At 65.7% G+C, this 26,091-nt stretch carries 20 protein-coding genes; 14 read left to right on the forward strand and 6 right to left on the reverse strand.

Features of this window, described 5'->3' with window-relative positions; genetic code table 11:
* Positions 1-4: 4 nt before the first annotated feature.
* The 5 genes from XH79_RS31420 to hpaH form a co-directional block, all read right to left on the reverse strand.
* Positions 5-874 carry a fumarylacetoacetate hydrolase family protein gene (locus XH79_RS31420; RefSeq protein WP_271584166.1) on the reverse strand — a complete coding sequence of 290 codons (870 nt, stop codon included), beginning with the start codon at positions 872-874 and terminating at the stop codon, positions 5-7.
* 174 nt (positions 875-1,048) lie between these two features.
* Positions 1,049-2,032, reverse strand: a complete 984-nt coding sequence (hpaD, locus tag XH79_RS31425) for a 3,4-dihydroxyphenylacetate 2,3-dioxygenase (RefSeq protein WP_271584167.1) — start codon at positions 2,030-2,032, stop codon at positions 1,049-1,051.
* A gap of 130 nt (positions 2,033-2,162) precedes the next feature.
* Positions 2,163-3,701, reverse strand: a complete 1,539-nt coding sequence (hpaE, locus tag XH79_RS31430) for a 5-carboxymethyl-2-hydroxymuconate semialdehyde dehydrogenase (RefSeq protein ID WP_271584168.1) — start codon at positions 3,699-3,701, stop codon at positions 2,163-2,165.
* Entirely contained in the window at positions 3,694-4,092 is a 399-nt protein-coding gene (locus XH79_RS31435; RefSeq protein ID WP_212343691.1) for a 5-carboxymethyl-2-hydroxymuconate Delta-isomerase, read from the reverse strand. Before XH79_RS31435 ends, hpaE begins: the two co-directional genes overlap by 8 nt.
* Before the next feature lie 32 nt (positions 4,093-4,124).
* Positions 4,125-4,931 (reverse strand): 2-oxo-hept-4-ene-1,7-dioate hydratase, encoded by an 807-nt coding sequence (gene hpaH, locus XH79_RS31440; RefSeq protein ID WP_271584169.1) that lies wholly within the window; start codon positions 4,929-4,931, stop codon positions 4,125-4,127.
* A gap of 111 nt (positions 4,932-5,042) precedes the next feature.
* Here hpaH and hpaR point away from each other — a divergent pair, with 111 nt between their 5' ends.
* From hpaR to XH79_RS31500, 12 genes are all read left to right on the forward strand, one after another.
* Positions 5,043-5,561 carry a homoprotocatechuate degradation operon regulator HpaR gene (gene hpaR / locus XH79_RS31445; RefSeq protein ID WP_212343693.1) on the forward strand — a complete coding sequence of 173 codons (519 nt, stop codon included), beginning with the start codon at positions 5,043-5,045 and terminating at the stop codon, positions 5,559-5,561.
* A 241-nt stretch (positions 5,562-5,802) separates the two neighbouring features.
* Entirely contained in the window at positions 5,803-6,579 is a 777-nt protein-coding gene (locus tag XH79_RS31450) for an HpcH/HpaI aldolase family protein (RefSeq protein ID WP_260385139.1), read from the forward strand.
* A gap of 95 nt (positions 6,580-6,674) precedes the next feature.
* Positions 6,675-8,198, forward strand: coding sequence for a UxaA family hydrolase (locus XH79_RS31455; RefSeq protein ID WP_271584170.1), 1,524 nt, complete (start codon positions 6,675-6,677; stop codon positions 8,196-8,198).
* A gap of 172 nt (positions 8,199-8,370) precedes the next feature.
* Positions 8,371-8,892: a PAS domain-containing protein gene (locus tag XH79_RS31460; RefSeq protein ID WP_130368229.1), complete on the forward strand. Its 522-nt coding sequence runs from the start codon at positions 8,371-8,373 to the stop codon at positions 8,890-8,892.
* Positions 8,870-10,174: a methyl-accepting chemotaxis protein gene (locus XH79_RS31465; RefSeq protein ID WP_271584171.1), complete on the forward strand. Its 1,305-nt coding sequence runs from the start codon at positions 8,870-8,872 to the stop codon at positions 10,172-10,174. The genes XH79_RS31460 and XH79_RS31465 overlap by 23 nt, the downstream gene beginning before the upstream one ends.
* A gap of 309 nt (positions 10,175-10,483) precedes the next feature.
* Complete coding sequence (locus tag XH79_RS31470) at positions 10,484-13,753, forward strand: transglutaminase family protein (protein WP_212343698.1); 3,270 nt, start codon at positions 10,484-10,486, stop codon at positions 13,751-13,753.
* Between the two features lie 24 nt (positions 13,754-13,777).
* A complete protein-coding gene (locus XH79_RS31475) occupies positions 13,778-16,291 on the forward strand; it encodes a circularly permuted type 2 ATP-grasp protein (RefSeq protein WP_271584172.1) in 2,514 nt (837 codons plus the stop codon).
* Positions 16,288-17,166 carry a transglutaminase family protein gene (locus XH79_RS31480; protein ID WP_212343700.1) on the forward strand — a complete coding sequence of 293 codons (879 nt, stop codon included), beginning with the start codon at positions 16,288-16,290 and terminating at the stop codon, positions 17,164-17,166. Before XH79_RS31475 ends, XH79_RS31480 begins: the two co-directional genes overlap by 4 nt.
* A 320-nt stretch (positions 17,167-17,486) precedes the next feature.
* Positions 17,487-18,314 (forward strand): HD domain-containing protein, encoded by an 828-nt coding sequence (locus XH79_RS31485; protein ID WP_212343701.1) that lies wholly within the window; start codon positions 17,487-17,489, stop codon positions 18,312-18,314.
* 113 nt (positions 18,315-18,427) lie between these two features.
* Positions 18,428-19,318 carry an alpha/beta fold hydrolase gene (locus XH79_RS31490; RefSeq protein WP_271584173.1) on the forward strand — a complete coding sequence of 297 codons (891 nt, stop codon included), beginning with the start codon at positions 18,428-18,430 and terminating at the stop codon, positions 19,316-19,318.
* A gap of 78 nt (positions 19,319-19,396) precedes the next feature.
* Positions 19,397-20,917: an FAD-dependent oxidoreductase gene (locus tag XH79_RS31495; protein ID WP_271584174.1), complete on the forward strand. Its 1,521-nt coding sequence runs from the start codon at positions 19,397-19,399 to the stop codon at positions 20,915-20,917.
* A gap of 127 nt (positions 20,918-21,044) precedes the next feature.
* Positions 21,045-21,620, forward strand: coding sequence for an HdeD family acid-resistance protein (locus XH79_RS31500; RefSeq protein ID WP_212343704.1), 576 nt, complete (start codon positions 21,045-21,047; stop codon positions 21,618-21,620).
* 132 nt (positions 21,621-21,752) lie between these two features.
* Here XH79_RS31500 and XH79_RS31505 read toward each other — a convergent pair whose 3' ends face one another.
* Positions 21,753-23,270 carry a M81 family metallopeptidase gene (locus XH79_RS31505; RefSeq protein ID WP_271584175.1) on the reverse strand — a complete coding sequence of 506 codons (1,518 nt, stop codon included), beginning with the start codon at positions 23,268-23,270 and terminating at the stop codon, positions 21,753-21,755.
* A 195-nt stretch (positions 23,271-23,465) separates the two neighbouring features.
* Here XH79_RS31505 and XH79_RS31510 point away from each other — a divergent pair, with 195 nt between their 5' ends.
* Entirely contained in the window at positions 23,466-24,677 is a 1,212-nt protein-coding gene (locus tag XH79_RS31510) for an ABC transporter substrate-binding protein (protein WP_271584176.1), read from the forward strand.
* Positions 24,678-24,869: 192 nt separating this feature from the next.
* The gene (locus tag XH79_RS31515) at positions 24,870-26,087 is read left to right on the forward strand and encodes an acyl-CoA dehydrogenase family protein (protein WP_271584177.1); all 1,218 of its coding nucleotides are present in this window, start codon (positions 24,870-24,872) and stop codon (positions 26,085-26,087) included.
* Positions 26,088-26,091 lie beyond the last annotated feature (4 nt).

A 26,091-nucleotide genomic window follows, 5' to 3' on the forward strand; every position in this document is an offset into this window, starting at 1 on the left:
TGTCTTAGGCTTCGTCGACGACGCCGTTGCGCAAAGAGCCGATGCCCTCGGCCGCGACCTCGATGACATCGCCCGGCTTGAGATAGCGCGGCGGATCGAACCGCGCGCCGGCGCCGGTCGGCGTGCCCGTCACGATGACGTCGCCGGGGACGAGCGTTGCGAAGGTCGAGATATAGCTGATGAGATAGCGGAACGGAAACATCAGCCGGCTGGTACGATCGTCCTGCCTGAGCTCGCCATTGACATGCGTGGTCAGCCTGATGTCGGCGATCTGCGTTTCCTGCGTGTAGGGTACGAGCCACGGACCCAGGCTGCCGCTGGAATCGAAATTCTTGCCCTGGGTGACGTTGAATTTTGCGTGGCGCAGCCAGTCGCGCACCGAGCCTTCGTTGCAGAGCGTCAGTGCCGCGATGTGGTCGAGCGCCGCGCTTTCCGCAATGTGCCGGCCTTGCCTGCCGATCACCAGCACGATCTCGCCCTCGTAGTCGAGCTGGTGCGAAGCGCGCGGGCGCACCAGCGGCGCGTCGTGGCCGACGAAGGAGCGGGGCGAGCGCATGAACATGCTCGGATATTTCGGCGCCTCCTGGCCGTCCTTGTACTCGGCATTGCGATCGGGATAGTTGACGCCGATGCAGATGATCTTCTCCGGCGCCGGCACCGGCGGCAGCCAAGTGATGTCGGCGAGCGCATGATCCGGTGAGCGGCCCGCAGCTTCTTCGGCGAGGCTCACGAGCTTGCCGGCGGCGATCACCTCGCGCAGCGTCGGATAGTCCTTTGCGTAGCGCGCGGAGAGATCGACGATGCCGCCCTCCAGGACGGCGCCGTAGCTGACAGCACCCTTGACGGAATAGGTGGCGAGGCGGGGGAGTTTCATGGGCAATCTATCTCTCGTGTCGTCCCGGCGAAGGCCGGGACCCATACCGTGTGATCTATCGTGAGGGCGCGCGGACAATCCCGAACGACCAGTCTCCGCCAAACGACTCCCTGTGGTTATGGGTCCCGGCCTTCGCCGGGACGACGGGGAGAGAGTTTTGCTCGGTAACTCGCATCAATCCGCCACCAGCACGTCGGCCACGAATTTCGGCTCGCGGACGGCCTGCCCAGCGAAGGGCGAGCCCTGCTCGAACCATGAGCGCGGCGCGGGTGCGCCCCACAATGTCTGGCGCCGTGGATCGCGCAGCGACCAGCGCAGCGGCTCGTGGTCGTGATCGCCGGTGAAATAATCGCTGGTGTAGAGCTCCAGCCGGTGGCCGTCGGGATCCCTGACATAAAGGAAGAACGCATTCGAGATGCCGTGACGCCCCGGGCCGCGCTCGATGTTCTTCACGAAACCTTGCGAGGCCATGACGTCGCAGAGATGGATGATGTTCATCGCCGTCGGCGTCCAGTAGGCAAAGTGGTGCAGCCGCGGGCCCTTGCCGTTGGTGATGGCGAAGTCGTGGACGTTGCCCTTGCGGTGCATCCAGGCCGCGGCGATGCGGCCGTTCGGCCCGTCCTCCTCGGCATATTCGGTGAGGCGGAAGCCGAGCCGCGCATAGAAATCGACGGTGTCCTGCACCTCAGCGGCAAAGACGTTGAAATGATCGAGCCGCTGCGGATGGCAGCCCCGGTAGAGGTCGTAGCGGCGGAGCAGATGCGGCCGCTTGTCCATCGACGCATAGAGCTCGATCTGGAAGCCGAAGGGATCGGTGAACTGAAGCGTGCGGCCCTGGAACGGCTGGTCGACGAAGGCGTAGGCGAGGCCGTTCTCGGACAGGAATGCGGCGGCCTTGTCGAGATCTCCGTCGTTGCCGACCTTGAAGCCGAGCCGGTTGCAGGCGGGCACGGCCGCTTTGCGCAGCACCAGCGAGTGATGCTGGTGCTCCTCCGCAGCGCGCAAGTAAACGACCTTGTCGTCGGCGTCCTCGACATGCATGCCGACGATGGTCTCGTAGAACTCGCGGCTCAGCTTCAGGTCGGTGACGTCGAGCGCGACGTGGCTGGAGCGGATGATGTTGAACGGCGGCTCGAAGACGTGTTGCGGTACGGGCATTGGCGTTTCCCCTCGGTCCTGTCATTCCGGGGCGGTCCGCAGGACCGAACCCGGAATCCATCGCGCAGCAGAGTTGGTGGATAGATGGATTCGGGGCTCGTGCTGCGCACGCCCCGGAACGACCGTTTCCCTAAATTCCCAGCTTCTGAATCTTGTGCGTGCCCCGCGCCAGCGAGACGTGCTTGGTTTCCATGTAGAAGTCGAACGAATAGTCGCCGCCGTCGCGGCCGATGCCCGAGGCCTTCATGCCGCCGAATGGCGTCGGCAGATGGCGCACGTTCTCCGAGTTCAGCCAGATCATGCCGGCCTCCAGCGCATCGGCAACGCGCAGTGCGCGGCCCACGTCGTTGGTCCAGACATAGCCGGTGAGGCCATAGCGGATGTCGTTGGCGATCTCGATGGCGTCCTTTTCGTCCTTGAAGGGCAGCACGGTGAGGAACGGCCCGAACACCTCCTCCTGGGCCACGCGCATCTTGCCGTGCGCGCCGGTCACCAGCGTCGGCTCAACATAATGCCCGCCGCCCGGCCCGTCATGGGCTTTGCCGCCGACCGCGATGGTCGCGCCGTCCTGGCGCGCGACGTCGAAATAGGAGCAGACCTTTGCCAGATGCCGTTCGTGGATCAGCGGTCCGATCTCGGTGGCGGGATCGAGGGGATGGCCGACCTTCAGCGCCTTCACGCGCGCGGTCAGCTTCTCCACGAACTTTTCGGCGATGCTCTGCTGGATCAGCAGGCGGCTCGAGGAGGTGCAGCGCTCGCCGTTGAGCGAGTAGATCATGAACACGACGGCATCGAGCGCGCGGTCGAGATCGGCATCGTCGAACACGATCACCGGGTTCTTGCCACCGAGCTCGAAATGCACGCGCTTCAGGGTCGGCGCGCCCTGAACCATGATCGCCGAGCCGGTCGCGCTTTCGCCGACGAAGCCGATCGCCTTGATGGCGGGATGCTCGGTCAGCGCCTTGCCGGCCTCTTCGCCAAAACCATGGACGGTGTTGAGCACGCCGTCGGGAACGCCGGCTTCCTTGACGAGCTTCGCCAGAATGGACGCCGTCACCGGCGACCATTCTGCCGGCTTGTGCACGACCGTGCAGCCGGCGGCGAGGGCAGGGGCGATCTTCCAGGTCGAGAGCATGAACGGCGTGTTCCACGGTGTGATCACGCCGACCGGGCCGATCGGCACGCGGGTCGAGATGTTCCAGTGCTCGTCGCTCGGCGTGTTGAGCCCGTCGCGCGCTTCCGCGCATTTGTCGGCGAAGAAGCGAAAATTCTCGGCGGCGCGGATCGCGGCCTTGGCCATGAAGCGATAGGCCTGCCCGGTGTCGATGCATTCGAGCACGGCGATGTCGTCGGCATTGTCCTCGATCGCATCAGCCACACGATGCAGCAGCTTGCGCCGCATCGCCGGCCCCATGTCGCGCCAGGACTTGAACGCGAGCGAAGCGGCCGTTGCCGCGCGATCGATATCCTCCGCATTGCCGCGCGCGACGCTGGCGAGCACTGCGCCATCGACCGGCGACTTCGTCTCGAACGTCTCGCCGGAGATCGACGGGACGATCTTGCCGTCGATCATGTGACCGATGCCGTCGGCGCGGAGCTTCTTCAGTAGCGGGGCGACGCGCTCGCGGTTGGCCCGGAATACATCGGCTTTCGGAGTGGGCTTATCCATGGGCGGCCTCCACTTTCAGGGCATCGTGGATGTTGTTGCGCTTCCAGCTCGTGTCCTTGTCGTTGATCTGCATGTCGAACGACAAAGCGAACTTGCTGGCGGCGAAAACGGGATCGAGATGTTTTGACAGCGCCTGGAAGACATGCTCGCCGGCCTTCTGGCGTGTGGGCAGATCGCGGCCCTCGCCGATGCGCAGCACCATGTCGAGGAAGCCGTAGTCGTTCCGCGCATCGGCGATCGCATAATGCTCGCACCTGACGGCGCGGACGCGGATGCCGCCGAGCGGGAAGATGCCGGTCTCCACCGCCGCCTTGCGCACGACTTCGCAGACCGCGGTGATGTCGAGGCGGCCATCGAGATTGGCCGAATATTCGATCGTGAAATGCGGCATCGCGGTTTCGCTCCCTGTGTCGTCTTGTCGTCTTAAGCGAAGTAGCAGCTCACCGAGCCGTAGGCGCCATAATCGGCCTGGATTGTGTCGCCCTTGCGGGTCTCGATCGGACGGATGAAGGAGCCGGCGAGTACGACCTGGCCGGGCTCCAGCGCCAGCCCAAGCGGCGCGATCTTGTTGGCAAGCCAGGCAACGGCGGTCGCAGGATGATTGAGCACGCCGGCGGCAAGGCCGGTCTCTTCGAGCTGGCCGTTCTTGAAACACAAAGCGCCGATCCAGCGCAGGTCGGCGTCCAGCGGACGGATCGGCCGTCCCCCGAGCACGATGCCGGCATTCGCCGCATTGTCGGCGATGGTGTCGAAGATCTTGCGCGTCGCCTTGGTTTTGGGATCGACGCGCTCGATCCGCGTATCCAGAATCTCCAGCGCCGGTACCACGAAGTCGGTGGCATTGAGCACGTCGAACATGGTGCAGTCGGGCCCTGCGAGCCGCTTGCTCATGACGAAGGCGAGCTCGGCCTCGACACGCGTCGCGATGAAGCGCTCGGTCGGGATGATCCCGCCATCGGCGAAGAACATGTCGTCGAGCAGCACGCCGGAATCCGGCTCGTCGATATTGAGCGCGCTCTGCATCGCCTTCGAGGTCAGGCCGATCTTGTGGCCCTTGACGATGCGGCCCTCGGCGATCTTGACGTCGACCCAGGCCTTCTGAATCGCATAGGCATCAGCGATGCTGATCTCGGGGAAATCCTGCGAGAGCTGGCGGATCTGCGAGCGGGTCTTCTCCGCCTGGTGGAGACGCCTCGCGCAAGCCTGGATATCGTCGTTGGAAAGCGCCATTCGTGATCTTACAAATCGTGGTGCCCGGAGATACTTAACATGTTAAGTGAATGCGTCAAACAGAATCTGAGATTGCTGCACTGCAAACGTTTTGCGGTCTGAAAGGGCGTCATGAGCAAGAGACCGGCCGATCCCGCGAACGGAAGCGCGCCAGCCGCGCGCCAGGTGCCGATGCGCGACTTCTCGCGCTCGCTGCCGATGTCGCTGCTCAGGGCGCGCGAGGCGGTGATGCGCCAGTTCCGCCCATCGCTGCGCGAGCACGGCCTCACCGAGCAGCAATGGCGCATCCTGCGCGCGCTGGCGTCCATCGAGGCCGTCGAGGTCACGGAACTCGCGCGCACCGCGTTCCTGCTCGGGCCGAGCCTGTCGCGCATCCTGCGCGATCTCGAGGCGCGCAATCTGATCGAGCGCAAGACGGCGAAGGCCGACCAGCGCCGCAGCATGGTCTCGATCTCGAAGGAGGGCGTGAAGCTGATGGCCTCCGTGGCGCCGACCTCGGAGGCGATCTACGCCGAGATCACCAGCCGCTTCGGCGCCCGCAAACTCGCCGAATTGCAGGAGATGCTCGGCGAGCTCGAACAGAGTCTTGCGGGGCTCGGAGCCGGCAACGAGGCAAGTGCCGAGGAGTGACAGCAGATATGCGCTCCCGCGCGGCAACTGTCATGGACATGGCCGCATTTTTTCGCTCAAAGTGCCGCCCAGGCCGATCGCTCGAAAGTCGGCGCCGGGACGGATGACGGCCCCCTGCCGGATGACATCTTGCGTCATTGCGAGCGTAGCGCGGGGATCGACTTCGCGGTAATAACGGCATCGCCTTGTCGCGGCGCTCGTCATGGTGACGACGGTCCAAACAACGAAGAAGGAAGGCAACGTGGCGAACAAAGTCAAAGAGATCTGGAAGTCGGGCAAGGCCGTGGTCAATGCGTGGCTGGCAATTCCCTCCGGCTTCTCGGCCGAGATGGTCGCGCAATGCGGCTTCGACAGCGTCACGGTGGACATGCAGCACGGCGTGCAGGACTATCTCTCGATGGTGCAGTGCTTCCAGGCCATGGACAAGCACCCGGTGACCCCGATGGTCCGCGTGCCCTGGAACGAGCCCGGCATCATCGGCAAGGTGCTCGATGGCGGCGCTTATGGCGTGATCTGCCCGATGGTCAACACGCCGCAGGAAGCCAGGAACCTCGTCTCCTATGCGAAATATCCGCCGAAGGGCGTGCGCTCCAATGGCCCGATCCGCGCCGGCATGTACGGCACCGCCGGCTCCTACCAGAAGACGGCCAACGACGAGATCGTGCTGCTGCCGATGATGGAGACCAAGACCGCGGTCGAGAACATGGAAGCGATCCTCGACGTCGAAGGCATCGACGGCGTCTATATCGGTCCCTCCGATCTCGGCTTCTCCTACGGCCTCGAGCCCAAGCTCGACCGCAGCGAGCCTGAGATCCTCGCGATCTACGAGAAGATCATCAAGGAATGCGGTAAGCGCGGCCTCAACCCCGGCATCCATTGCAGCGGTGCGGAAGGCGCGGCGCGCGCCATCAACATGGGCTTCAAGCTGGTGACGCTCTCGAACGAGGTCGGCCTGATGACGACCTATGCCAAGATGCAGGTCAATGCGACCCGCAAGGATTCGGCCGGCAAGGCCTAACAACCCCGCGAATGGCGAATGGGGAGTAGCGAATGGCGCTGCTCCCCTTTTCCATTCGCCACTCGCTACTCACTATTCGACCAAGGAGATAACCCATGACCATCAGCCCCGTCATCCGCCTGCATCCCGATGATGGCGTGGTGATCGCGCGCGCGAGCCTGCCGCCGGGAACATTGGTGGCCGACGGCGTGACCACGGTCGATCGCATTCCCTCCGGCCACAAGGTCGCGATCAAGCCGATCGCCGTCGGTGAGCCGGTGATCCGCTATGGCCAGATCATCGGCTTTGCGACCATTCCGATCGCGCCGGGCCAGCACGTGCACGTGCAGAATTGCGGCATGGGCGATTTCTCCAAGGACTATGCCTATTGCGCCGACGTCAAGCCGACGCCGAACTTCGACCTGCCGGCGACGTTCGAAGGCATCCGCCGCCCGGACGGCCGCGTCGCCACGCGCAACTATATCGGCATCCTCACCTCGGTGAATTGCAGCGCGCATGTCGCAAGCCTCGTCGCCGACGTCTTCAAGAAGAACCCGTTCACCGGTGACAATCCGCTGTCCGATTTCCCCAATGTCGACGGCGTGGTCGCGCTGACCCACAAGACCGGCTGCGGCATGACGCAGAACGAGCCGCTGGCGCTGCTCCGCCGCACGCTCGGCGGCTATGCGCGTCACGTCAATTTCTCCCACGTCATCGTGCTCGGCCTCGGCTGCGAGGTGAACCAGATTGGCGGCCTGATGGAAGAGCAGAAGCTCGCCGGACGCCTGCGCGCGATGGACATCCAGGAGGTCGGCGGCACCCGCAAGACCGTCGAAGCAGGCATCGCCTTCGTGCGCGAGGCGCTCGCCGATGCCAACAAGGTCAAGCGCGAGACGGTGCCGGCGAGCGAACTGACCGTGGCGCTGCAATGCGGCGGCTCGGACGGCTATTCCGGCGTGTCTGCCAATCCGGCGCTGGGCGCTGCCAGCGATCTCGTCGTCCGCCATGGCGGCACCGTGATCCTGTCGGAAACGCCGGAGACCTACGGCGCCGAGCATCTCTTGACGCGCCGCGCCGTCAGCCGCGAGGTCGGCGAGAAGCTGGTCGATCTCATGCGCTGGTGGGACGAATACACGACGCGCGAAGGCGCCGAGATGAACGCCAATCCGAGCCCCGGCAACAAGGCCGGCGGTCTCACCACCATCCTGGAGAAGTCGCTCGGCGCGATGGCCAAGGCCGGCACCACCAATCTCGTCGAGGTGCTGCGCTACGCCGAGCCGGTGACCAAGCGCGGCTTCGTGTTCATGGACACGCCCGGCTACGATCCCGTCGCCGCAACGGGACAGGTCGCCGGCGGCGCCAACCTCGTCTGCTTCACCACCGGCCGCGGCAGCGTGTTCGGCTGCAAGCCGGCGCCCTCGATCAAGCTCGCCACCAACACGCCCATGTACAAGCGCATGGAAGAGGACATGGACGTCAATTGCGGCACCATCCTCGAAGGCGAGGAGAGCGTCGAGCAATGCGGCCAGCGCATCTTCGATCTCATCCTCAAGACGGCATCGGGCCAGCCGACCAAGAGCGAGAGCTTCGATTTCGGCGGTGCCGAGTTCGCGCCCTGGGTGCTGGGCGCGACGATGTGACGGTGCTGATGCACCCTCGTTGTAAGACACGGACGCCTACGTAGTCATACGTAGGTGTCATATGACCGCAGGAATTCCTGCGGTCACTCGGGATTAACATTTCGCACCGTAATCGTCAGGCGATGCGGGCGACTCCTTCGAGGGCGCTGCCCTTCGACAGGATTCGTCAACGATGACGCGTGCGATACGGCCGACTGGCGTGGAAAATCTCCTCGGTGAGGAGGAGCTGATCGTGTCCAAGACCGATCTCAAGGGCCGCATCACCTACGCCAACGACGTCTTCATCCGGATGGCGAAATACTCCTACGCCGAGCTGATGGGCGCGCCCCACAGCCTGATTCGGCATCCCGACATGCCGCGCGCCGTCTTCAAGCTGCTCTGGGACACGTTGCAGTCCAAGCAGGAGATATTCGCCTACGTCGTCAACCTGGCGAAGGACGGCAGCCATTACTGGGTGTTCGCCCACGTCACGCCGACCTTCGACGAACGCGGCAACATCGTCGGCTATCACTCCAACCGTCGCAAGCCCGATCCTGCGCAGGTCGAGCGTATCAAGCCGATCTACAAGACGCTGTGCGCGGAAGAAGCGCGCCATGCCAACGCCAGGGACGGCATGCATGCGAGCTTCGAGGCCATGGTCGGACTGCTCAAGCAACAGGGTGTCGGTTACGATGAATTTGTGCTCTCTCTCTAAGGCGCAGGGAGCGACCGCGCTCGCGTGTGGTCTTGCCGTCGTTGCATTCGTTCTCTCGCTTCTCGGTGTAACTGGGTTCGCGGGCGCTGCCTTGCTTGGCGCGACGGTCGGGCTGCTGGGCTATGCCGTCTGGTGCCAGCATCGCACGGCAGTGGCCGTCGATGAGGTCGCCGATGTCTGCCGCAAGGCGGCGCATGGCGATCTCGAGGCGCGCATCCTGAGCGAGCGGCAGGTCGGGCGGATCGGGTCGATCCAGAAATCCGTCAACGACATGCTCGATATCACCGATGCCTTCCAGCGCGAAGCCTCGGCATCGATGGAGTATGCCAGCCGCGGCAAGTATTTCCGCAAGATCCTGGCGCGCGGGCTGCCCGGCTCGTTCCGCCGCTCCGCCACCGTCATCAATTCCGGCACCGACAGCCTCGGCCGCCGCGTGGTCGAGATCGCGGACCTCGCAAAACAGTTCGGCACTCATCTCGACGGCGTCGCCGGCACGCTGATGGGCGCAGCGACCGATCTCGAATCCGACGCCCACCAGATGGCAGCGGCAGCCGACAAGACCAGCCGGCAGACCTCCGGCGTGCTCAGCGCCTCCGACCAGGCCTCGCGCAATGTCGCCACCGTAGCCAGCGCGGCGGAGCAGCTGGCATCCTCTATCGCCGATATCGGCCGCCAGGTGACCGGCTCGACCGCGAGCACGGGACGTGCTGTCAACGAAGCCAATCGTGCCGGCAGCGAGATCCGCGCACTTGCGGACGCCGCGATGCGGATCGGCGACGTCGTCAAGCTGATCAGCGAGATCGCCTCGCAGACCAACCTGCTCGCGCTCAACGCCACCATCGAGGCGGCGCGGGCAGGGGAGGCCGGCCGCGGCTTTGCAGTGGTGGCCTCCGAGGTCAAGAGCCTCGCCAACCAGACCGCCAAGGCCACCGAGGAGATCAGCGCCAAGGTCGGCGAGATGCAGCAATCGACCACCAATTCGGTCGCGGCCGTCGAGGCGATCGCGCAGACCATCGCGGAGATCGATGGCATCACTGCCTCGATCGCGACCTCGATCGAGCAGCAGGGCCTTGCCACCCGCGAGATCGCCCACAACGTCCAGGAGGCCTCGGCCGGCACCTCCCAGGTCTCCTCCAACGTCACAGGCATCAGCGAAGCCGCCGCCGACACCGGCCGCGTCGCCAGCCGCGTCAACAGCGCCTCCGAGCGCGTCCATGGCGAAGTCGAGACGCTGAGGCGCGAGGTGACGCAGTTCTTGCAGCGGCTGACCTCGGCGGCGTAGGGCTTTCTCACGAGTCGTAGGGTGGGCAAAGGCGCACTTGCGCCGTGCCCACGTCTTCGCATCAATTTGGCAAAGGCGTGGGCGCGCTTCGCTTTGCCCACCCTACGATACTGCCCGCGTAGCCCGGATGGAGCGCAGCGCAATCCGGGGCGGTCCATCCGCGGGTGAAGGATCCCGGATTACGCTTCGCTTCATCCGGGCTACGGGGCCACGACGGATACTTACTAGGCACCCTTTGCCCGTTGTTAGTGCTTGATCGCATTGACGTCAGGTGTTCTGCTCAAAAAAGCTGCTGGAGCACCGCACCCCGTGTCGATCTACGTCGCATTACACCACGTCACGCACTACAAATACGACCGCCCGATCGATCTGGGACCGCAGACCATCCGCCTGCGGCCGGCGCCGCACACGCGCACGCCGATCCTGAGCTATTCGCTCAAGGTCACCCCGGCCAACCACTTCGTGAATTGGCAGCAGGATCCGCAAGGCAACTGGCTGGCGCGCTACGTCTTCCCGGAGAAGACCACCGAGCTGAAATTCGAGGTCGACTTCACGGCGCAGATGACCACGGTCAACCCGTTCGACTTCTTCGTCGAGCCCTATGCGGACAGCTTCCCGTTCGAATATACCAAAGACCTGAAGACGGAGCTGGCGCCTTATCTCGAGACCATCAAGCCCGATCGCCTGTTCGCGAAATTTCTCGACACGATCCCGCATGAAGCCCCGAACACCGTCAACTTCCTGGTCGATCTCAATCGGGAGCTTCAGAAGCACGTCCGCTACATCATCCGCATGGAGCCCGGCGTGCAGACTCCGGAGGAGACGCTCTCCTCTGGCGCCGGCTCATGCCGTGACTCCGCCTGGCTCCTGATCCAGACGCTGCGTCATCTCGGGCTCGCCGCCCGTTTCGTCTCCGGCTACCTGATCCAGATCCGTCCCGACATCGATCCGATCGAGGGGCCGCCGGAAGTCGAGAACGATTTCACCGATCTGCACGCCTGGGCCGAGGTCTATCTGCCGGGCGCGGGCTGGATCGGGTTCGACGCCACCTCCGGCATGCTCGCGGGTGAGGGGCACATCCCGGTTGCCGCCACGCCGCATTATCGCTCGGCGGCGCCGATCTCCGGCGGTGCGGGCTTTGCCGAGGTCGAGTTCGCCTTCGACATGAGCGTCAAGCGCATCCGCGAGGCGCCGCGCATCACGAAGCCGTTCTCCGATGAATCCTGGGCGCGGCTGAACGATCTCGGCGAGCAGGTCGACGGCGATCTCGCCGCGCAGGACGTGCGGCTCACCATGGGCGGCGAGCCGACCTTCGTCTCGGTCGACGATCTCGAAGCGGGCGAGTGGAATACGGAAGCCGTCGGCCCGACCAAGCGCACCCTTGCGGACGATCTGATCCGCCGTCTGCGCACGCGCTTTGCGCCGGGCGGCCTTCTGCATTACGGCCAGGGCAAATGGTATCCGGGCGAGAGCCTGCCGCGCTGGGCCTTCGGCCTCTACTGGCGCAAGGACGGCGTGCCGATCTGGAAGAATGCCGATCTCATTGCGAAGATCGAAAATCCGCGGCGGCCCGAGGTCAGGGACGCCGAAGCCTTCATGGAAGGCACCGCCGCGCGGCTCGGTGTCGATCTCGGCTACATCATGCCGGCCTATGAGGACGCGGCCTATTGGCTGCAGAAGGAAGCCGATCTTCCGATCAACGTCGATCCGACCGACTCGAAATTGTCCGATCCCGAAGCGCGGGCGCGGATGGCGCGGGTGTTCGATCAGGGCCTGACCACGCCGCGCGGATTCGTGCTGCCGATCCAGCGCTGGAATGCGCCGCCGCGCTGGCGCAGCGAGCGCTGGCCGCTCCGGCGCAACCATCTGTTCCTGACGCCGGGCGATTCACCGCTCGGCCTGCGCCTGCCGATGGGCTCGCTCGGCTATGTCCCGCCGAATCAGTATCCCTACATCGTCGAGCAGGACCCGATGGAGCCGCGCGGCAAGCTGCCGGTGTTCACCCGCATGGCGCGCCCACCATCGCCGCCGCGGACCGCCCCTGAATATCTCAACACGGCGATTCCCGTGCGCACCGCGATGGCCGTGGAAATCCGCGACGGCGTGATCTGCGCCTTCATGCCGCCGGTCGAGCGCATCGAGGATTATCTCGAACTGATCTCGGCGCTGGAAGACACCGCCGAGGAGATGCAGCTCCCCGTCCATGTCGAGGGCTATCCGCCGCCATTCGATCCGCGCATCGAGGTCATCAAGGTGACGCCCGATCCCGGAGTCATCGAGATCAACATCCAGCCGGCGAAGAGCTGGCGCGATGCGGTCGAGATCACTTCCGGCCTCTATGAGGACGCCGCGAAAGTCCGCCTCGGCGCCAACCGCTTCCTGGTTGACGGCCGCCACACCGGCACCGGCGGCGGCAATCACGTCGTGGTCGGCGGTTCGAGCCCGCAGGACTCGCCCTTCCTGCGCCGGCCGGATCTCTTGAAGAGTCTGGTCTTGTACTGGCAGCGGCATCCCTCGCTGTCCTACTTCTTCTCCGGCCTCTTCATCGGCCCGACCAGCCAGGCGCCGCGCATCGACGAGGCGCGCCACGACAGCATCTACGAGCTCGAGATCGCGCTCTCGCACGTGCCGCCGCCGGGCTACCAGACGCCGCTGTGGCTGGTCGACCGGCTGTTCCGGCACCTGCTCGTCGACATCACCGGCAACACCCATCGCGCCGAGATCTGCATCGACAAGCTCTATTCGCCGGAAGGGCCCACCGGCCGCCTCGGCCTCGTCGAATTCCGCGCGCTCGAGATGCCGCCCGATCCGCGCATGTCGCTGGCGCAGCAGCTCCTGATCCGAGCGCTGATCGCGAAGATGTGGCGCGAGCCGCAACAGGGAAAGTTCGTGCGCTGGGGCACCGCGCTGCACGACCGCTTCATGCTGCCGCATTTCATCTGGGAAGATTTTCAGGACGTGCTCACCGAGCTCAAGCAGTTCGGTTATCCGTTCGAGCCGGAATGGTATCTGGCCCAGCTCGAATTCCGCTTCCCCGCCTTCGGCCGCGTCCATCATGGCGGCGTGACGCTGGAGCTGCGGCAGGCACTCGAGCCCTGGCACGTGCTGGGCGAGGAGGGCTCGGCCGGCGGCACCGTGCGCTATGTCGACTCGTCGGTCGAACGGCTCCAGGTCAAGGCGGAAGGCTTCGTCGAGGGCCGCCACGTCGTCACCTGCAACGGCCGGCGCCTGCCGATGACCTCGACCGGCCGCTCGGCCGAGGCCGTGGCCGGCGTCCGCTTCAAGGCCTGGCAGCCGGCCTCCGGCCTGCACCCGACCATCCCCGTCCACGCGCCCTTGACCTTCGACCTGATCGACACCTGGAACGGCCGCTCGCTCGGCGGCTGCGTCTACCACGTCGCCCATCCCGGCGGGCGCAACTACGACACCAAGCCGGTCAACACCTATGAGGCCGAGGCGCGGCGGCTGGCCCGCTTCCAGGATCACGGCCACACCCCGGGTCCGATGCAGCCGCCACCCGAGGAACGCACAAATGAATTTCCGCTGACCCTCGACTTGCGGACCCCGCTCCTGCAATGAGTACGAGGGTGGAGGGAAAGGCCCATGGGCGAGGGCGCAGCGGAAGACAACGACCAGGCGGGCAGGGCACAGGCCCAGCAGCGCCTCGCGCAATGGGTCCGCGACTATAGCCGCCTGCCCGGCATCCCCGACGAGTTCCTCGGTCCCGACGGTGCGCCCCGCGCGGTCTGGAGCCGCTTCTTCGACGCCTTCGGCGCGCTCGCGCCCGACGAGATCGAGCGGCGCTTCGGCATGGCCGACCGGCACCTCCGCGAGGCCGGCGTCACCTACCGCGCCCCCGGCGACAGCGCCGACCGGCCCTGGTCGCTGAGCCACCTGCCGTTGCTGATCGACGAGGCCGACTGGCAGCAGCTCTGCGCCGGCATCACCCAGCGTGCCGAGCTGCTCGAGCTCGTGTTGCGCGACATCTATGGCGAGGGCCGTCTCGTTGCGGAAGGCGCGCTCCCCGCGGCCGCGATCGCCGGCAGTCCCGAATATCTCCGGCCCGTCTGCGGCGTGCCGCCGCCCGGCGGGCGCTATCTCTCGATCTATGCCGCCGATGTCGGCCGCGGCCCCGACGGCCGCTGGTGGGTACTCGGCGACCGCACCCAGGCGCCGTCAGGCGCGGGCTATGCGCTGGAGAACCGCCTGGTGCTCTCGCGCGCCTTCTCCGATCTCTACAAGTCGATGAACGTGCCGCGGGTCGCGCCGTTCTTCGAAGCGTTCCGCGACAGTCTTCGCGCCCGCGCCGATCGCGACGAGCCGCGGATCGGCGTGCTGACGCCCGGCAGTTTCAGCGAGACCTATTTCGAGCATGCGACGCTGGCGCGCTATCTCGGCTTCCTCCTGGTCGAGGGCGACGATCTCGCCGTCAGCGACAATCGCATCCACATCCGCACCGTCGCCGGACTGAAGCGGCTGGATGTGATCTTGCGCCGCGTCGATTCCAACTCGCTCGATCCGCTCGAGCTGGACGCGTCCTCGCGGTTGGGCGTGCCGGGCCTGATCGATGTGCTGCGCAAGGATGGCGTCGTCGTCGCCAACATGCCGGGCTCGGGCGTCTTGGAGGCGCGGGCGCTGCTCGGCTTCCTGCCGGCGCTGAGCCGCCGCCTGCTCGGCGAAGAGCTGAAGATGCCGCACATCGCGACCTGGTGGTGCGGCCAGCGCAACGCGCGCGAGGAGGTGCTGTCGCGGCTCGACGAGGTCGCGATCGAAGGCGCCTACCGGCGCGGCGTTCCCGGCTTCGATTCGAGCGGCCCGGTGCTCGCGAGCGAGCTCGACGCATCCGGGCGCCAGCGCCTGCTCGACGCCATCGCCGCGCGCGGCATGGACTATGTCGGCCAGGAGGTGGTGCGGCTCTCGACCATGCCGGTGTGGGAGCAGGGGCAGATCACGCCGCGTCCCTTCGTGCTGCGCGTGTTCGCGGCTGCGACGCCGGACGGCTGGGTCATCATGCCCGGCGGCTTCTGCCGGATCGCCGAGCAAGCTGATGCGCGCGCGGTGTCGATGGGCGACGGCGCGCGTGCCGCCGACGTCTGGGTCGTCTCCGACAAGCAGGTCTCGACCGCGACGCTGCTGCCCGCGACCGACAAGGTCCGCATCCGCCGCATCGCCGGCGTGCTGCCGAGCCGTGCCGCCGACAATCTGTTCTGGCTCGGCCGCTATCTCGAGCGCGCCGAGGCGACGCTACGCCTGGTGCGCGCACTGGGCTCGCCGAGCGGGCCCAACAAGGGCACCGCGGCCTCGCTGCAATCGTCCGAACGCATCCAGCGCATGCTGGTGGCCTGGGGCGCGATCTCGCAGACCTCGCGCGCGGCGCCCGGGCGTATCGCCGCCGAGGCGCTGCAGAGCGCGGAGCGCTTCGGCTCGGCGCTGTCGCTGGTCCGCGCGGCGCAGCGCACCGCGACGTCCTTGCGCGAGCGGCTGTCGCCCGACGCCTGGCAGGTCATCACCGAGATGGCGGAGCGCCTCGCCTATGAGGTCGAGGACGACGACAGCGTGCTCAGCGCCGCCGAGCTGACCTTGCAGGAGCTGGCGAGCTTCGCCGGCCTTGCGCAGGAGAACATGAACCGCGCCGCCGGCTGGCGCTTCCTCGACATCGGCCGGCGCACCGAGCGCGCCATCAACACCACGCGCTTTGCACGTCAATTTGCATATGACGAGGCCGGCGACGAGGATCTCGACATCCTGCTGACGCTGGTGGATTCCCAGATCACCTACCGCTCGCGCTATTTGCTGGCGCCGATCCTCGCCCCCGTGCGCGACCTCGCGGTGCTCGACAGCTACAATCCGCGTTCGGTGGCGTTCCAGGTCGCGACCTTGAACGAGCACATCGCGGCGCTGCCGAGCCTGAAGGAGCACGGCCTGATCGAGCAGCCGCAGCGGCTTGCGGTGGCGGTGCAGGCGATGCTGGCGACGGCCGAGGCCGAGAAGCTCGAGGTCAAGACGCTGTTCGCGCTGGAGCAGGATCTGCTCAGCCTTGCCGAGGCGATCGGGCTGCACTATTTCCCGCACGGCCCCAATGCCAGCCGGCCGGAAAAGCTGACGGGGCTGGCGTGATCTACGACATCCGTCACGTCACGACCTACGAATACGAAAGTCCGGTCAGCTTCGCCCGCTGCACGCTGCGGCTGGAGCCGAGAGGCGGCAACGGCCAGGAGTTGATTTCGCACCAGGTCGAGATCCGTCCGCGCCCCGCCGAACGCAATGTCCGTCGCGATTTCTTCGGCACGCTGACCGAGAGCGTGGTGATCGAGGCCGCGCATCGCAATTTGCGCATCGACTCGCGCTCGCGCGTCTCCGTCACGCGCCAGCCGCCGGCGCGCGATGCGGTCAGTCCGTCCTGGGAGAGCATCCGCGATATCGCGTTCGAAGCGACCAGCCTCGGCCCCTCATCGCCGGTCGGCTATGTCTTTGCGAGCCCCCTGGTGCCGGTGCTGCGCCCGGTCAGCGCCTATGCGGCGGAAAGCTTTCCGCCCGGCGAGGGCATCCTCAAAGGCGCAGTCGATCTCATGCATCGCATTCGCAACGAGTTTCGCTACGACCCCAAGGCCACCGTGATCTCGACGCCGCTCAACGAGGTCTTCGACAAGCGCCACGGCGTCTGCCAGGACTTTGCCCATGTGATGATCGCAGGGCTGCGCGGGCTCGGTCTTCCCGCCGCCTATGTCAGCGGTTACTTGCGGACCATCCCGCCGCCGGGCCAGCCGCGCCTGCAGGGCGCCGACGCCACCCATGCCTGGGTCTCGCTGTGGTGCGGGGCGGAGCTGGGCTGGGTCGATTTCGACCCGACGAACGATCTTCTGGTGGCGAACGACCATATCGTGCTTGCGGTCGCACGCGACTTCTCCGACGTCTCGCCGGTCGACGGCATCATCGTCGGCTCGCCGAAGCAGAAGCTCGGCGTCGCCGTCGACGTGCTGCTGGTGGAGTGACGGCGGCCTCCGCCGTCCCGGCCGCGAAGACGATGCAGGCGCATGCGCCAGGCTGCGGTCCATTGCGCCGGCCTTGCGCTGACGTCCGATAAAGCGAATTTGATTTCCGCGCCTCGGCCGGAGCCTTCCCACCCGTCGGCCCGGCTGCATCGCGCCGCGACCGCCACCACAATCTTGCAGGGCACAAGAGCAACTTAATTTACGGATTTGGGGCGCGGGATTTGGCCCCCCGGCCCAAGATGGGCTATGCTGGCTCTCGCGTCGAGGACAATAACGTCGGGAGCTGGCGTGGGACACCACCGACAAGCGGGGCTGCATCCATGTTGACGTTGCCGAGACTGGCGGCTGAATCCCTGGAGAAGTTGCTGGGCTCGTTCATGCGTCGCAGGTACGGCGAAGAGTCGGCGAACGTCATCGAGAGCGCCACCCGCACCACCATGGAATGCATCGGCAACAGCGATGCGCTCTACCACAACATCGAGCATACGATGCTGGTGACTTTGGCGGGCCATTCCATTCTCAGCGGGCGGTACCTTCACACTCACCTGGAGGCGGAGGACTACGTTCATGTCCTGATCGCCTGCCTTGCGCACGACATCGGCTATGTCCGCGGCCTGTTTCCGGAGGATGACGAAGATGGTTTCATCATCGACGAAGCCGGGACCAAGGTGTCGCTGCCGCGCGGCGCTTCGGATGCCAGTCTGATGATGTATCACGTCGATCGCTCGCAACTGTTCGTGCGGCGGCGGCTGCCGCCGATCCGCGGCCTCGACTCTGAGCGCATTGTCCGCGCCATCGAGGGGACGCGCTTCCCGGCCCGTGAGGGCCAGGACTATGACGACGAAGCCTCGATCCTGCGCGCCGCCGATTTCATCGGCCAGCTCGGCGATCCCAACTATCTGCGCAAGGCCAACGCGCTCTACTACGAGTTCGAGGAAGTGGGCATGAACCGGCAGCTCGGCTACGACTCGCCCGCGGACATTGTGAACCGCTATCCACAATTCTACTGGAATAGCGTCGCACCGCACATCCAGACCGAGATCGGCTATCTCAACAAGACCGAGATCGGCCGGCAGTGGATCGCCAATCTCTACAGCAACGTATTCCGCGCCGAGCGCGACATCTCGCTGTCAGGGCCGCAGAAGTAGTCCTCTTGTAGCCCGGATGGAGCGAAGCGAAATCCGGGATTCGCGGATGCAGGCGTCCCCGGATTACGCTTCGCTCCATCCGGGCTACGAAGGCCCAACTCCGTGAGAAAACCATGCAACAAAAAACCATCGCCACGGATGTCCTCGATATCGCCTATCTCGAATACGGCGCCGCCGACGGCTGGTCCTGCATCATGGGCCACGGCTTTCCCTATGACGTGAACGCCTATGCCGCGGCCGCGCCGATCATCGCAGAGGCCGGCGCGCGGGTGCTGGTGCCCTGGCTGCGCGGCTACGGGCCGACGCGCTTTCGTTCCGCCGCAACGCTGCGCTCCGGCGAGCAGGCGGCGCTTGGCGCCGATCTCCTATCCTTCATGGATGCGCTTCACATCGAGCGCGCAATCGTCGGGGGCTATGATTGGGGCGGCCGCGCGGCCTGCGTTGTTTCGGCATTGTATCCCGAGCGCGTCGTCGGGCTCGTTTCCGGTAATTCCTACAACATCCAGAACATCGCCCGATCCATGGAGCCGGCCTCGCCACCGGAGGAGGCGGCGCTCTGGTATATATATCTCTTCCACAACGAGCGCGGCCGCCGCGCGCTGGAACGCAACCGCCGCGGCTTCGCCCGCCAGCTGTGGTCGATGTGGTCGCCGACATGGGCCTTCGACGACGCGACGTTCGAGACCAGCGCGGCGTCTTTCGACAACCCCGACTTCGTCGATGTGGTGATCCACTCCTATCGCCACCGCTACGCGCTGGTCGAAGGCGATCCCGCCTACGCCGCGATCGAGGCCAGGCTCGCCGCGCAGCCGCCGATCCGCGTGCCGACCATCGCGATCGACGGCGACAGCGACGGCGTCAATCCCGGCACCGCGCACCATGCGCCAAAGTTCGAGGGCTTCTTCGAGCGGCGCGTGTTCGCCGGCGCCGGTCATAATTTGCCGCAGGAGCGGCCGGCCGAATGGGCGCAGGCCGTGCGCGATGTGCGCGCAGCCGGGTCCTGATTTTCGCGATCGCAGGAACTTTTTGCGCGTCCCGCCGTCCAATTCCTGAGTTGCGCGTCAAGCCGTCAGGAGGTGACCATGAGCGAGGACAAGAAGCCGAGCGGGCCGGATCTGACCACGGGCGTATCGCTCGCCGACTTCAAGGACGGCAAGCTGCTCGGCCATGTCGGGAGCGAAGACGTCCTGCTGGTGCAGGCCGGCAGCGAGATTTTTGCAATCGAGCCCGCCTGCAGCCACTATCACGGCCCGCTCGCCGACGGCCTCGTGGTCGGCGATACCATCCGCTGTCCCTGGCATCACGCCTGCTTCTCCTTGCGCACAGGCGAGGCCAGCCGTCCGCCGGCATTGAACGCGCTGGCGGTGTGGGAGGTGACAAGGGACCAGGACAGGATCTTGGTTCAGCGCAAGCGCGAGGCGCCGAAGCCGTCGGCAGCGCATCGCACTGCGCCGACACCCGAAAAATTCGTGATCGTCGGCGGCGGCGCCGCCGGCTTCGCCGCGGCCGAGACACTCCGGCGCGAGGGCTTTGCCGGCGCCATCACCATGCTCAGCAACGATGGCGCGATGCCGGTCGACCGTCCCAACCTCTCCAAGGATTACCTCGCCGGCAACGCGCCGGAGGATTGGCTGCCGCTGCGGGGCGAGGACTACTATCAGAGCACCGGCATCGATCTCAGGCTCAACACGAACGTTGTGAGGATCGATCCAAGAGCACGCCGCGTGACCCTCGCCAATGGCGACAGCCTGCCGTTCGACCGGCTGCTGCTCGCGACCGGCGCCGAGCCCGTCAAGTTGCAGATCCCGGGCGCGGAGCAGCCGCACCACACCTTGCGCTCCGTCGCCGACAGCCGCGCCATCATCAAGGCCGCCGGCAGTGCGAAGCGCGCGCTGGTGATCGGTGCCAGCTTCATCGGCCTGGAAGTCGCGGCGTCCTTGCGGGCGCGCAAGCTCGACGTGCACGTGGTCGCGCCGGAAGAGCGGCCGATGCAGAAGGTGCTCGGGCCCGAGATGGGCGACTTCATTCGCGCCCTGCACGAAGAGAACGGCGTCAACTTCCACCTCGAGGACACCGTTGAGAGGCTCGACGGCACCCGCGCCACGCTGAAGAGCGGCGCCGTCATCGAGGCAGACCTGGTCGTGGTCGGCATCGGCGTCAAGCCGCGCCTGGCGCTGGCCGAGCAGGCGGGTCTTGCCGCCGATCGCGGCGTCAGCGTGACTGAATATCTCGAAACCAGCGTCGCTGGCATCTTCGCCGCCGGCGACATCGCGCGCTGGCCCGATCCGCATTCGCGGCATACCATCCGCGTCGAGCATTGGGTGGTGGCGGAGCGCCAGGGCCAGACCGCGGCACGCAACATGCTCGGCAGGCGCGAGCGCTTCGACGCCGTGCCGTTCTTCTGGTCCCAGCACTACGACGTCCCGATCAACTATGTCGGTCACGCCGAGAGCTTCGACGAGGTCGCCATCGACGGCAGCATTTCCGGCAAGGACTGCCTGTTGAAGTACCGCAAGGGCGGCCACGTGCTTGCCGTCGCTTCAATTTATCGCGATCTCGACAATCTCAAGGCCGAGCTCGAGATGGAGCGCTCGCGCGGCTGATGCACCGCATTCGACCTTGATTTGCGTCAATGTTGCTGCCGGGAAGGGTGCTCTGCTGGCTGTCGTCCCGGCACGGTACGTGCTATTCTGGCGTGTGCCCCCGGGCTTCGATGCAGGAGTGGCAGCCATGACCAGTGCTTCTGACACGTCTCATCATCCAAGCCTCGGCTCCGGCATCACGGCGCTGCATGCCAAATGGGGCTGGATCGTCGCGCTCGGCGTCGTTTATCTCATTGCCGGCTTCATTGCGCTCGGCAGCATGGTGATGGCGACGGTGGCGAGCGTCATCGTGGTCGGCGCCATGATGATCGTCGCCGGCGTGACGGAGATCATCGGTGCTTTCCAGCTCAAGAGCTGGGGCAAGTTCCTGATCTGGGCCCTGCTCGGCGTGCTCTATGTCATCGCGGGCTTCCTCACCTTCGAGAACCCGCTATTCGCCGCGGTTCTGCTGACGCTGTTCCTCGGCGCCTCGCTGATCGCCTCCGGCGCCGTCAGGCTGTTTCTCGCCTTCAGCATGAAGCGCGAGAGCCCCTGGATCTGGGTGGCGCTGTCGGCCGTCATCACGCTGCTGCTCGGGCTCTTGATCCTGGCGCGCTGGCCGGTGAACAGCGTCTACATCCTCGGCCTGTTCCTCGGCATCGACCTGATCATGGCCGGCGCCGGCTGGATCAGCCTCGGGTTCAGCCTGAAGCGGCGCAGCTGAAACCTCCGGTGAAGTGCGCGGCACTGAAGCGCGATCAGATTCGGATGAATCGTCATCGCGCTTCAGGTTGAAGTTTGCGCATGACCTTTCCGGTCAACCGCTTCGCACCTTTCCGGATGATGCTTCAGCAGATCAATCCAGTGGCATCTCGTCGAGCGGCCAGATCGGGCGGCGAACCCTGCGATAAATGAGGGTCGTGTAGTCATTCGTGGCAAGGCCGCCGCTGTCGGCCAGGATCACCTCCTTGGCCATCGGCCCGAAAGCGGCGCGGAAGTGGTGGGCGGACTTGACCGCGACGACCCGAAACTGCGCCGGCTCCGCGCCGAGAATTCGGAACATTTCTTGATCATAGGTTTGCAGCGTGTTGGTCGACAGGGCGATCGAGATGCCGCTCACCTCGAGCAGGGCGGAGGGGCCGAGTGTCATGGGCTGACCGGCATTCATCGGTCCCTCGCAGACGAAGGCACCGTCCGACAGCGCGGCGACGCGTCCGGCCAGGGTGAGTGGCGGCCCGTAGCTCGCGGGATCGCGCTTGGCGCCGACAACGACGTCGAGGCTGGCCCCGAGACCCGCGGCATGACAGCGGGCGGCGGCTTCGGGATCGCCGAGGACGCCGAGGAGCACGCCCTTGACGTTGGCCTTCAGAAGCGTCTCCAACAGGCGGACGCCGTCGCCATAGGCGCCTGAACCCGGGTTGTCGCTGTAGTCGGAAATCACAAAGGGACGGGTATCGGCGACATCGGCTGCGGCCTCCGCGGCAAGCCTGGTCGCGGTCGGCAAATCATACACCGCGACAGTGACCTCCGCGCGGCGACGGTACATCTCGTCGTAGAGCGCGGCCGCGGCCTGCCGCGCCGCCGTCTCGGCGGCGTTATGCGAGGCATCGTAGGTCACCTGCACGCTGGGGCCGACCTCGGCAATGTCCGAGCGGCTGAAGCCCGCGCAGACGTCGACCGACAACAGGCCGGGCGTTTGTGCCTCCATGTCCGCGGCGCGCGCCAGGAGATCGCTCATCACGCCGCCCTGGGTTCGTCCGTGATTGCATCCGTCGAGCAGCGGTCCTTGCAGGTGGACGACCTTCGGACGGATCTTGCCGTCCATCGCCGATTGCAGCAGATCGGCCGCGCGGAGTGCCGTCTCGTATTGGTCGATATGCGGATAGGTCCGGTAGGGCAGCATGATGTTGGCCAGCCGGCCCATGCGTTCGGTGACATTGGCATGCAGGTCGAGCGTCACCGCGATCGGGATCGTGTCGCCGAGCCGCTTGCGCAATCCTTCCAGCAGCGCACCCTCGGCATCCTCGTCGGTCTCGGTCACCATCGCGCCGTGCAATGCGAGGATGACGCCGTCGAGCGGTCCCGTCTCGCAGGCCTCGTAGACCAGGCGTTGCAGTTCGGCCCAGCAGTCGGCCGTCACCTTGCCGGACGGCGTGGCCGAGGCTGCAATCGGCTGCACCAGGGTCCAGCCGTAGCGTTTGGCGGCAGCCAGATGCCCGGCGATCTCCATCTTGGTGGCGCCGAGCGCGGGGGCGATCTCGGCTCCCAGGAGAAACAGCCGCTTGCGATAATCATCGAGCGTGGTCGGAACGATCGAGAACGTGTTGGTCTCGTGGGCGATCTGCGCGGAGAGCACACGTCGCGTCTGGCTCATGGGGGCTCCTTGTTGTTCATGGAAGCCGCGCCCGATCTCGCGTCCTCACGAGGCATTTCGCTAGCATCGAATCGGGCTGCACTACCAGCAGCTTGACGCAAGACCGTCATGCAGAACTCCGCTGATCTGGCGCGCTGACAAAAGCAGCGCGCCGCGCGGCCGTTTCGCCGCGGCGATGATCATCGGGGAGACACCATGAGAGCCGCTTTGGCCCTGGCCGCAGCTTTGGCTGCCGCCTGCCTGTCCACGCCTGCACCTGCGCAAAAATCCTATGGTCCCGGGGTCAGCGACACCGAGATCAAGATCGGCAACACCATGCCCTATAGCGGGCCGGCTTCGCCGCTCAGCATCACCGGAAGGGTGATCGCGGCGTATTTCGACGAGATCAACGACAAGGGCGGTATCAACGGCCGCAAGCTCAACCTAATCTCGCTCGATGACGCCTTCTCGCCGCCGAAGACCATGGAAGCCGCGCGGCGACTCGTCGAGGGCGACGGCGTCGCCTTCATCTTCGCCACCATGGGCACCGCGCCGAGCTCGGCGATCGCAAAATATCTCAACAGCAACAAGGTGCCGCAGATCTTCCTGATCAGCTCGGCGTCGAAGTGGAACGACCCCGCCAACATGCCCTGGTCGATGGCGCTGCCCTGGGCGCCGAACTACACCAGCGAGGCCGCGATCGATGTCGCCTATGCTCGCGCCAAGAACCCGAATGCGCGCTTTGCGGTGCTCTACCAGAACGACGACGCCGGCAAGGAATATCTGCGCGGTGTCAGGGAGGCGCTCGGCGCCGACGCCGACAAGGCGATCGCAATGGCCTCGAGCTTCGAGGTCGCCGATCCCACTGTCGATTCCCAGGTGCTGACGCTCGCCAACACCAAGGCGGACGTCTTCATGATCTACTCGGTGACGCCGCGCGCCTGCGCGCAGGCGATCCGCAAGGCGCACGAGGTCGGCTGGCAGCCGACGCGCTTCCTCGCCAGCGGCTGCGCCAACAAGGCAACCGTGATGGCACCGGCCGGGCTCGAGGCCGGCAAGGGTGTGCTGTCGCTCGGCGCGCTCAAGCCGTTCGTCGAGGCGCCTAAGGACGATCCGGCGATGACAGCCTATATCGACTTCATGAAGAAGCGCCTGCCCAACGCCGACATCAACAACGTCGCCGGGCTCTACGGCTACACCGTCGCCGAGGCCCTGGTGGTGCTGCTCAGGCAGTGCAAGGACAATCTGACGCGCGAGAACATCATGGCCCAGGCGGCGAATTTGAAGAACGTGCCGCTGTCGCTTCTGATGCCCGGCATCACCCTCAACACCACGCCGCAGGATTTCCGCCCGATCAAGGACGGCTACATGCTCCAGTTCGACGGCAACGACTGGGTGGTGGCGAGCGAGCTGTTGCGCGGGACGTGAGGCGGCGCTCTCTCCGCGAACCCGGAATCGTAGGGTGGGCAAAGGCGCACTTGCGCCGTGCCCACCGCCTATCAATGATTATCGAGAGAAAGCGTGGGCACGCTTCCGCCTTCGCTCTTCGAGCTACGGCGGACAAGTCGCTTTGCCCACCCTACGGGACTGACGCGAGCGTCGGCGAGCGGGAGGATTAAAATGGACTTTCACCACTCCGCCCGTTCGCTGGAGCTGCAGGAGCGCGTCCGCCAGTTCATGCGGGCGCATGTCGAGCCGGTCGAGGAGCACTATTACGAGCAGGTCAAACCTGAGGCCACGCGTTACAAGACGCCTCAGGTGCTTCAGGATTTGAAGCGGCTGGCGAGGGAACAGGGGCTCTGGAACCTGTTTCTGTCAGGCGAGCACGGCCCGGGTTTGTCAAATCTCGAATATGCGCCCGTGAAGGAGATCATGGGCCGCATCCTCTGGGCGCCCGAAATCTTCAACTGCTCGGCGCCCGACGTCGGCAACATGGAGGTGCTCGCGAACTACGGCACCAAGGCTCAGCAGGAGCGCTGGCTGAAGCCGCTGCTGGAAGGGCGCATCCGCTCTGGCTTCTCGATGACCGAGCCCCAGGTTGCCTCCAGCGATGCCACCAACATCCAGTGCGAGATCAAACGGGACGGCGGCGATTACGTCATCAACGGGCGAAAGTGGTTCACCTCAGGCGCGATGAACGAGGATTGCGAGATCCTGATCGTGATGGGCAAGACCGCGCCCGACCATCCCGACCGTCACCACCAGCAATCCATGATCCTGGTGCCCAAGAATACGCCCGGTGTGCGCATCGTCCGTGACATGCTCACCTACGGCTATGACGACGCTCCGGTCGGTCACCCCGAGATCGTCTACGACAATGTCCGCGTGCCCACGGAAAACATCCTGCTCGGCGAAGGCCGCGGCTTCGAGATCGCGCAGGGCCGGCTCGGGCCCGGCCGCATCCACCATTGCATGCGCCTGATCGGCTGCGCCCAGCGCGCGCTGGAATTGATGTGCCAGCGTTCGGTCTCGCGCGTCGCCTTCGGCAAGCCGCTCGCAGATCAAGGCTCGGTGCGCGAGGACATCGCAAACTCCTTCTGCGAGATCGCGCAGGCGCGGCTGCTCACCCTGCAGGCCGCCGACAGGATGGACCGCGAAGGCAACAAGGCCGCACGCGATTTGATCGCGGCCGCCAAGATCGTGGTCCCCAGCATGGCCGCCCGCGTCATCGATCGCGCCATCCAGGTCCACGGCGCCGCCGGAGTCTCGCAGGACACGTTCCTCGCGCGTGCATACGTCTACGCCCGCTTCATCCGCATCGGCGACGGGCCGGACCAGGTGCACCTCGCCGCGTTGGGCAAGGAGCTGATCAGACGCGGCGGAGTGATGGCGGGGTAGAGGT

Source organism: Bradyrhizobium sp. CCBAU 45389, from assembly GCF_028128625.1.
GTDB lineage: Bacteria > Pseudomonadota > Alphaproteobacteria > Rhizobiales > Xanthobacteraceae > Bradyrhizobium > Bradyrhizobium liaoningense_B.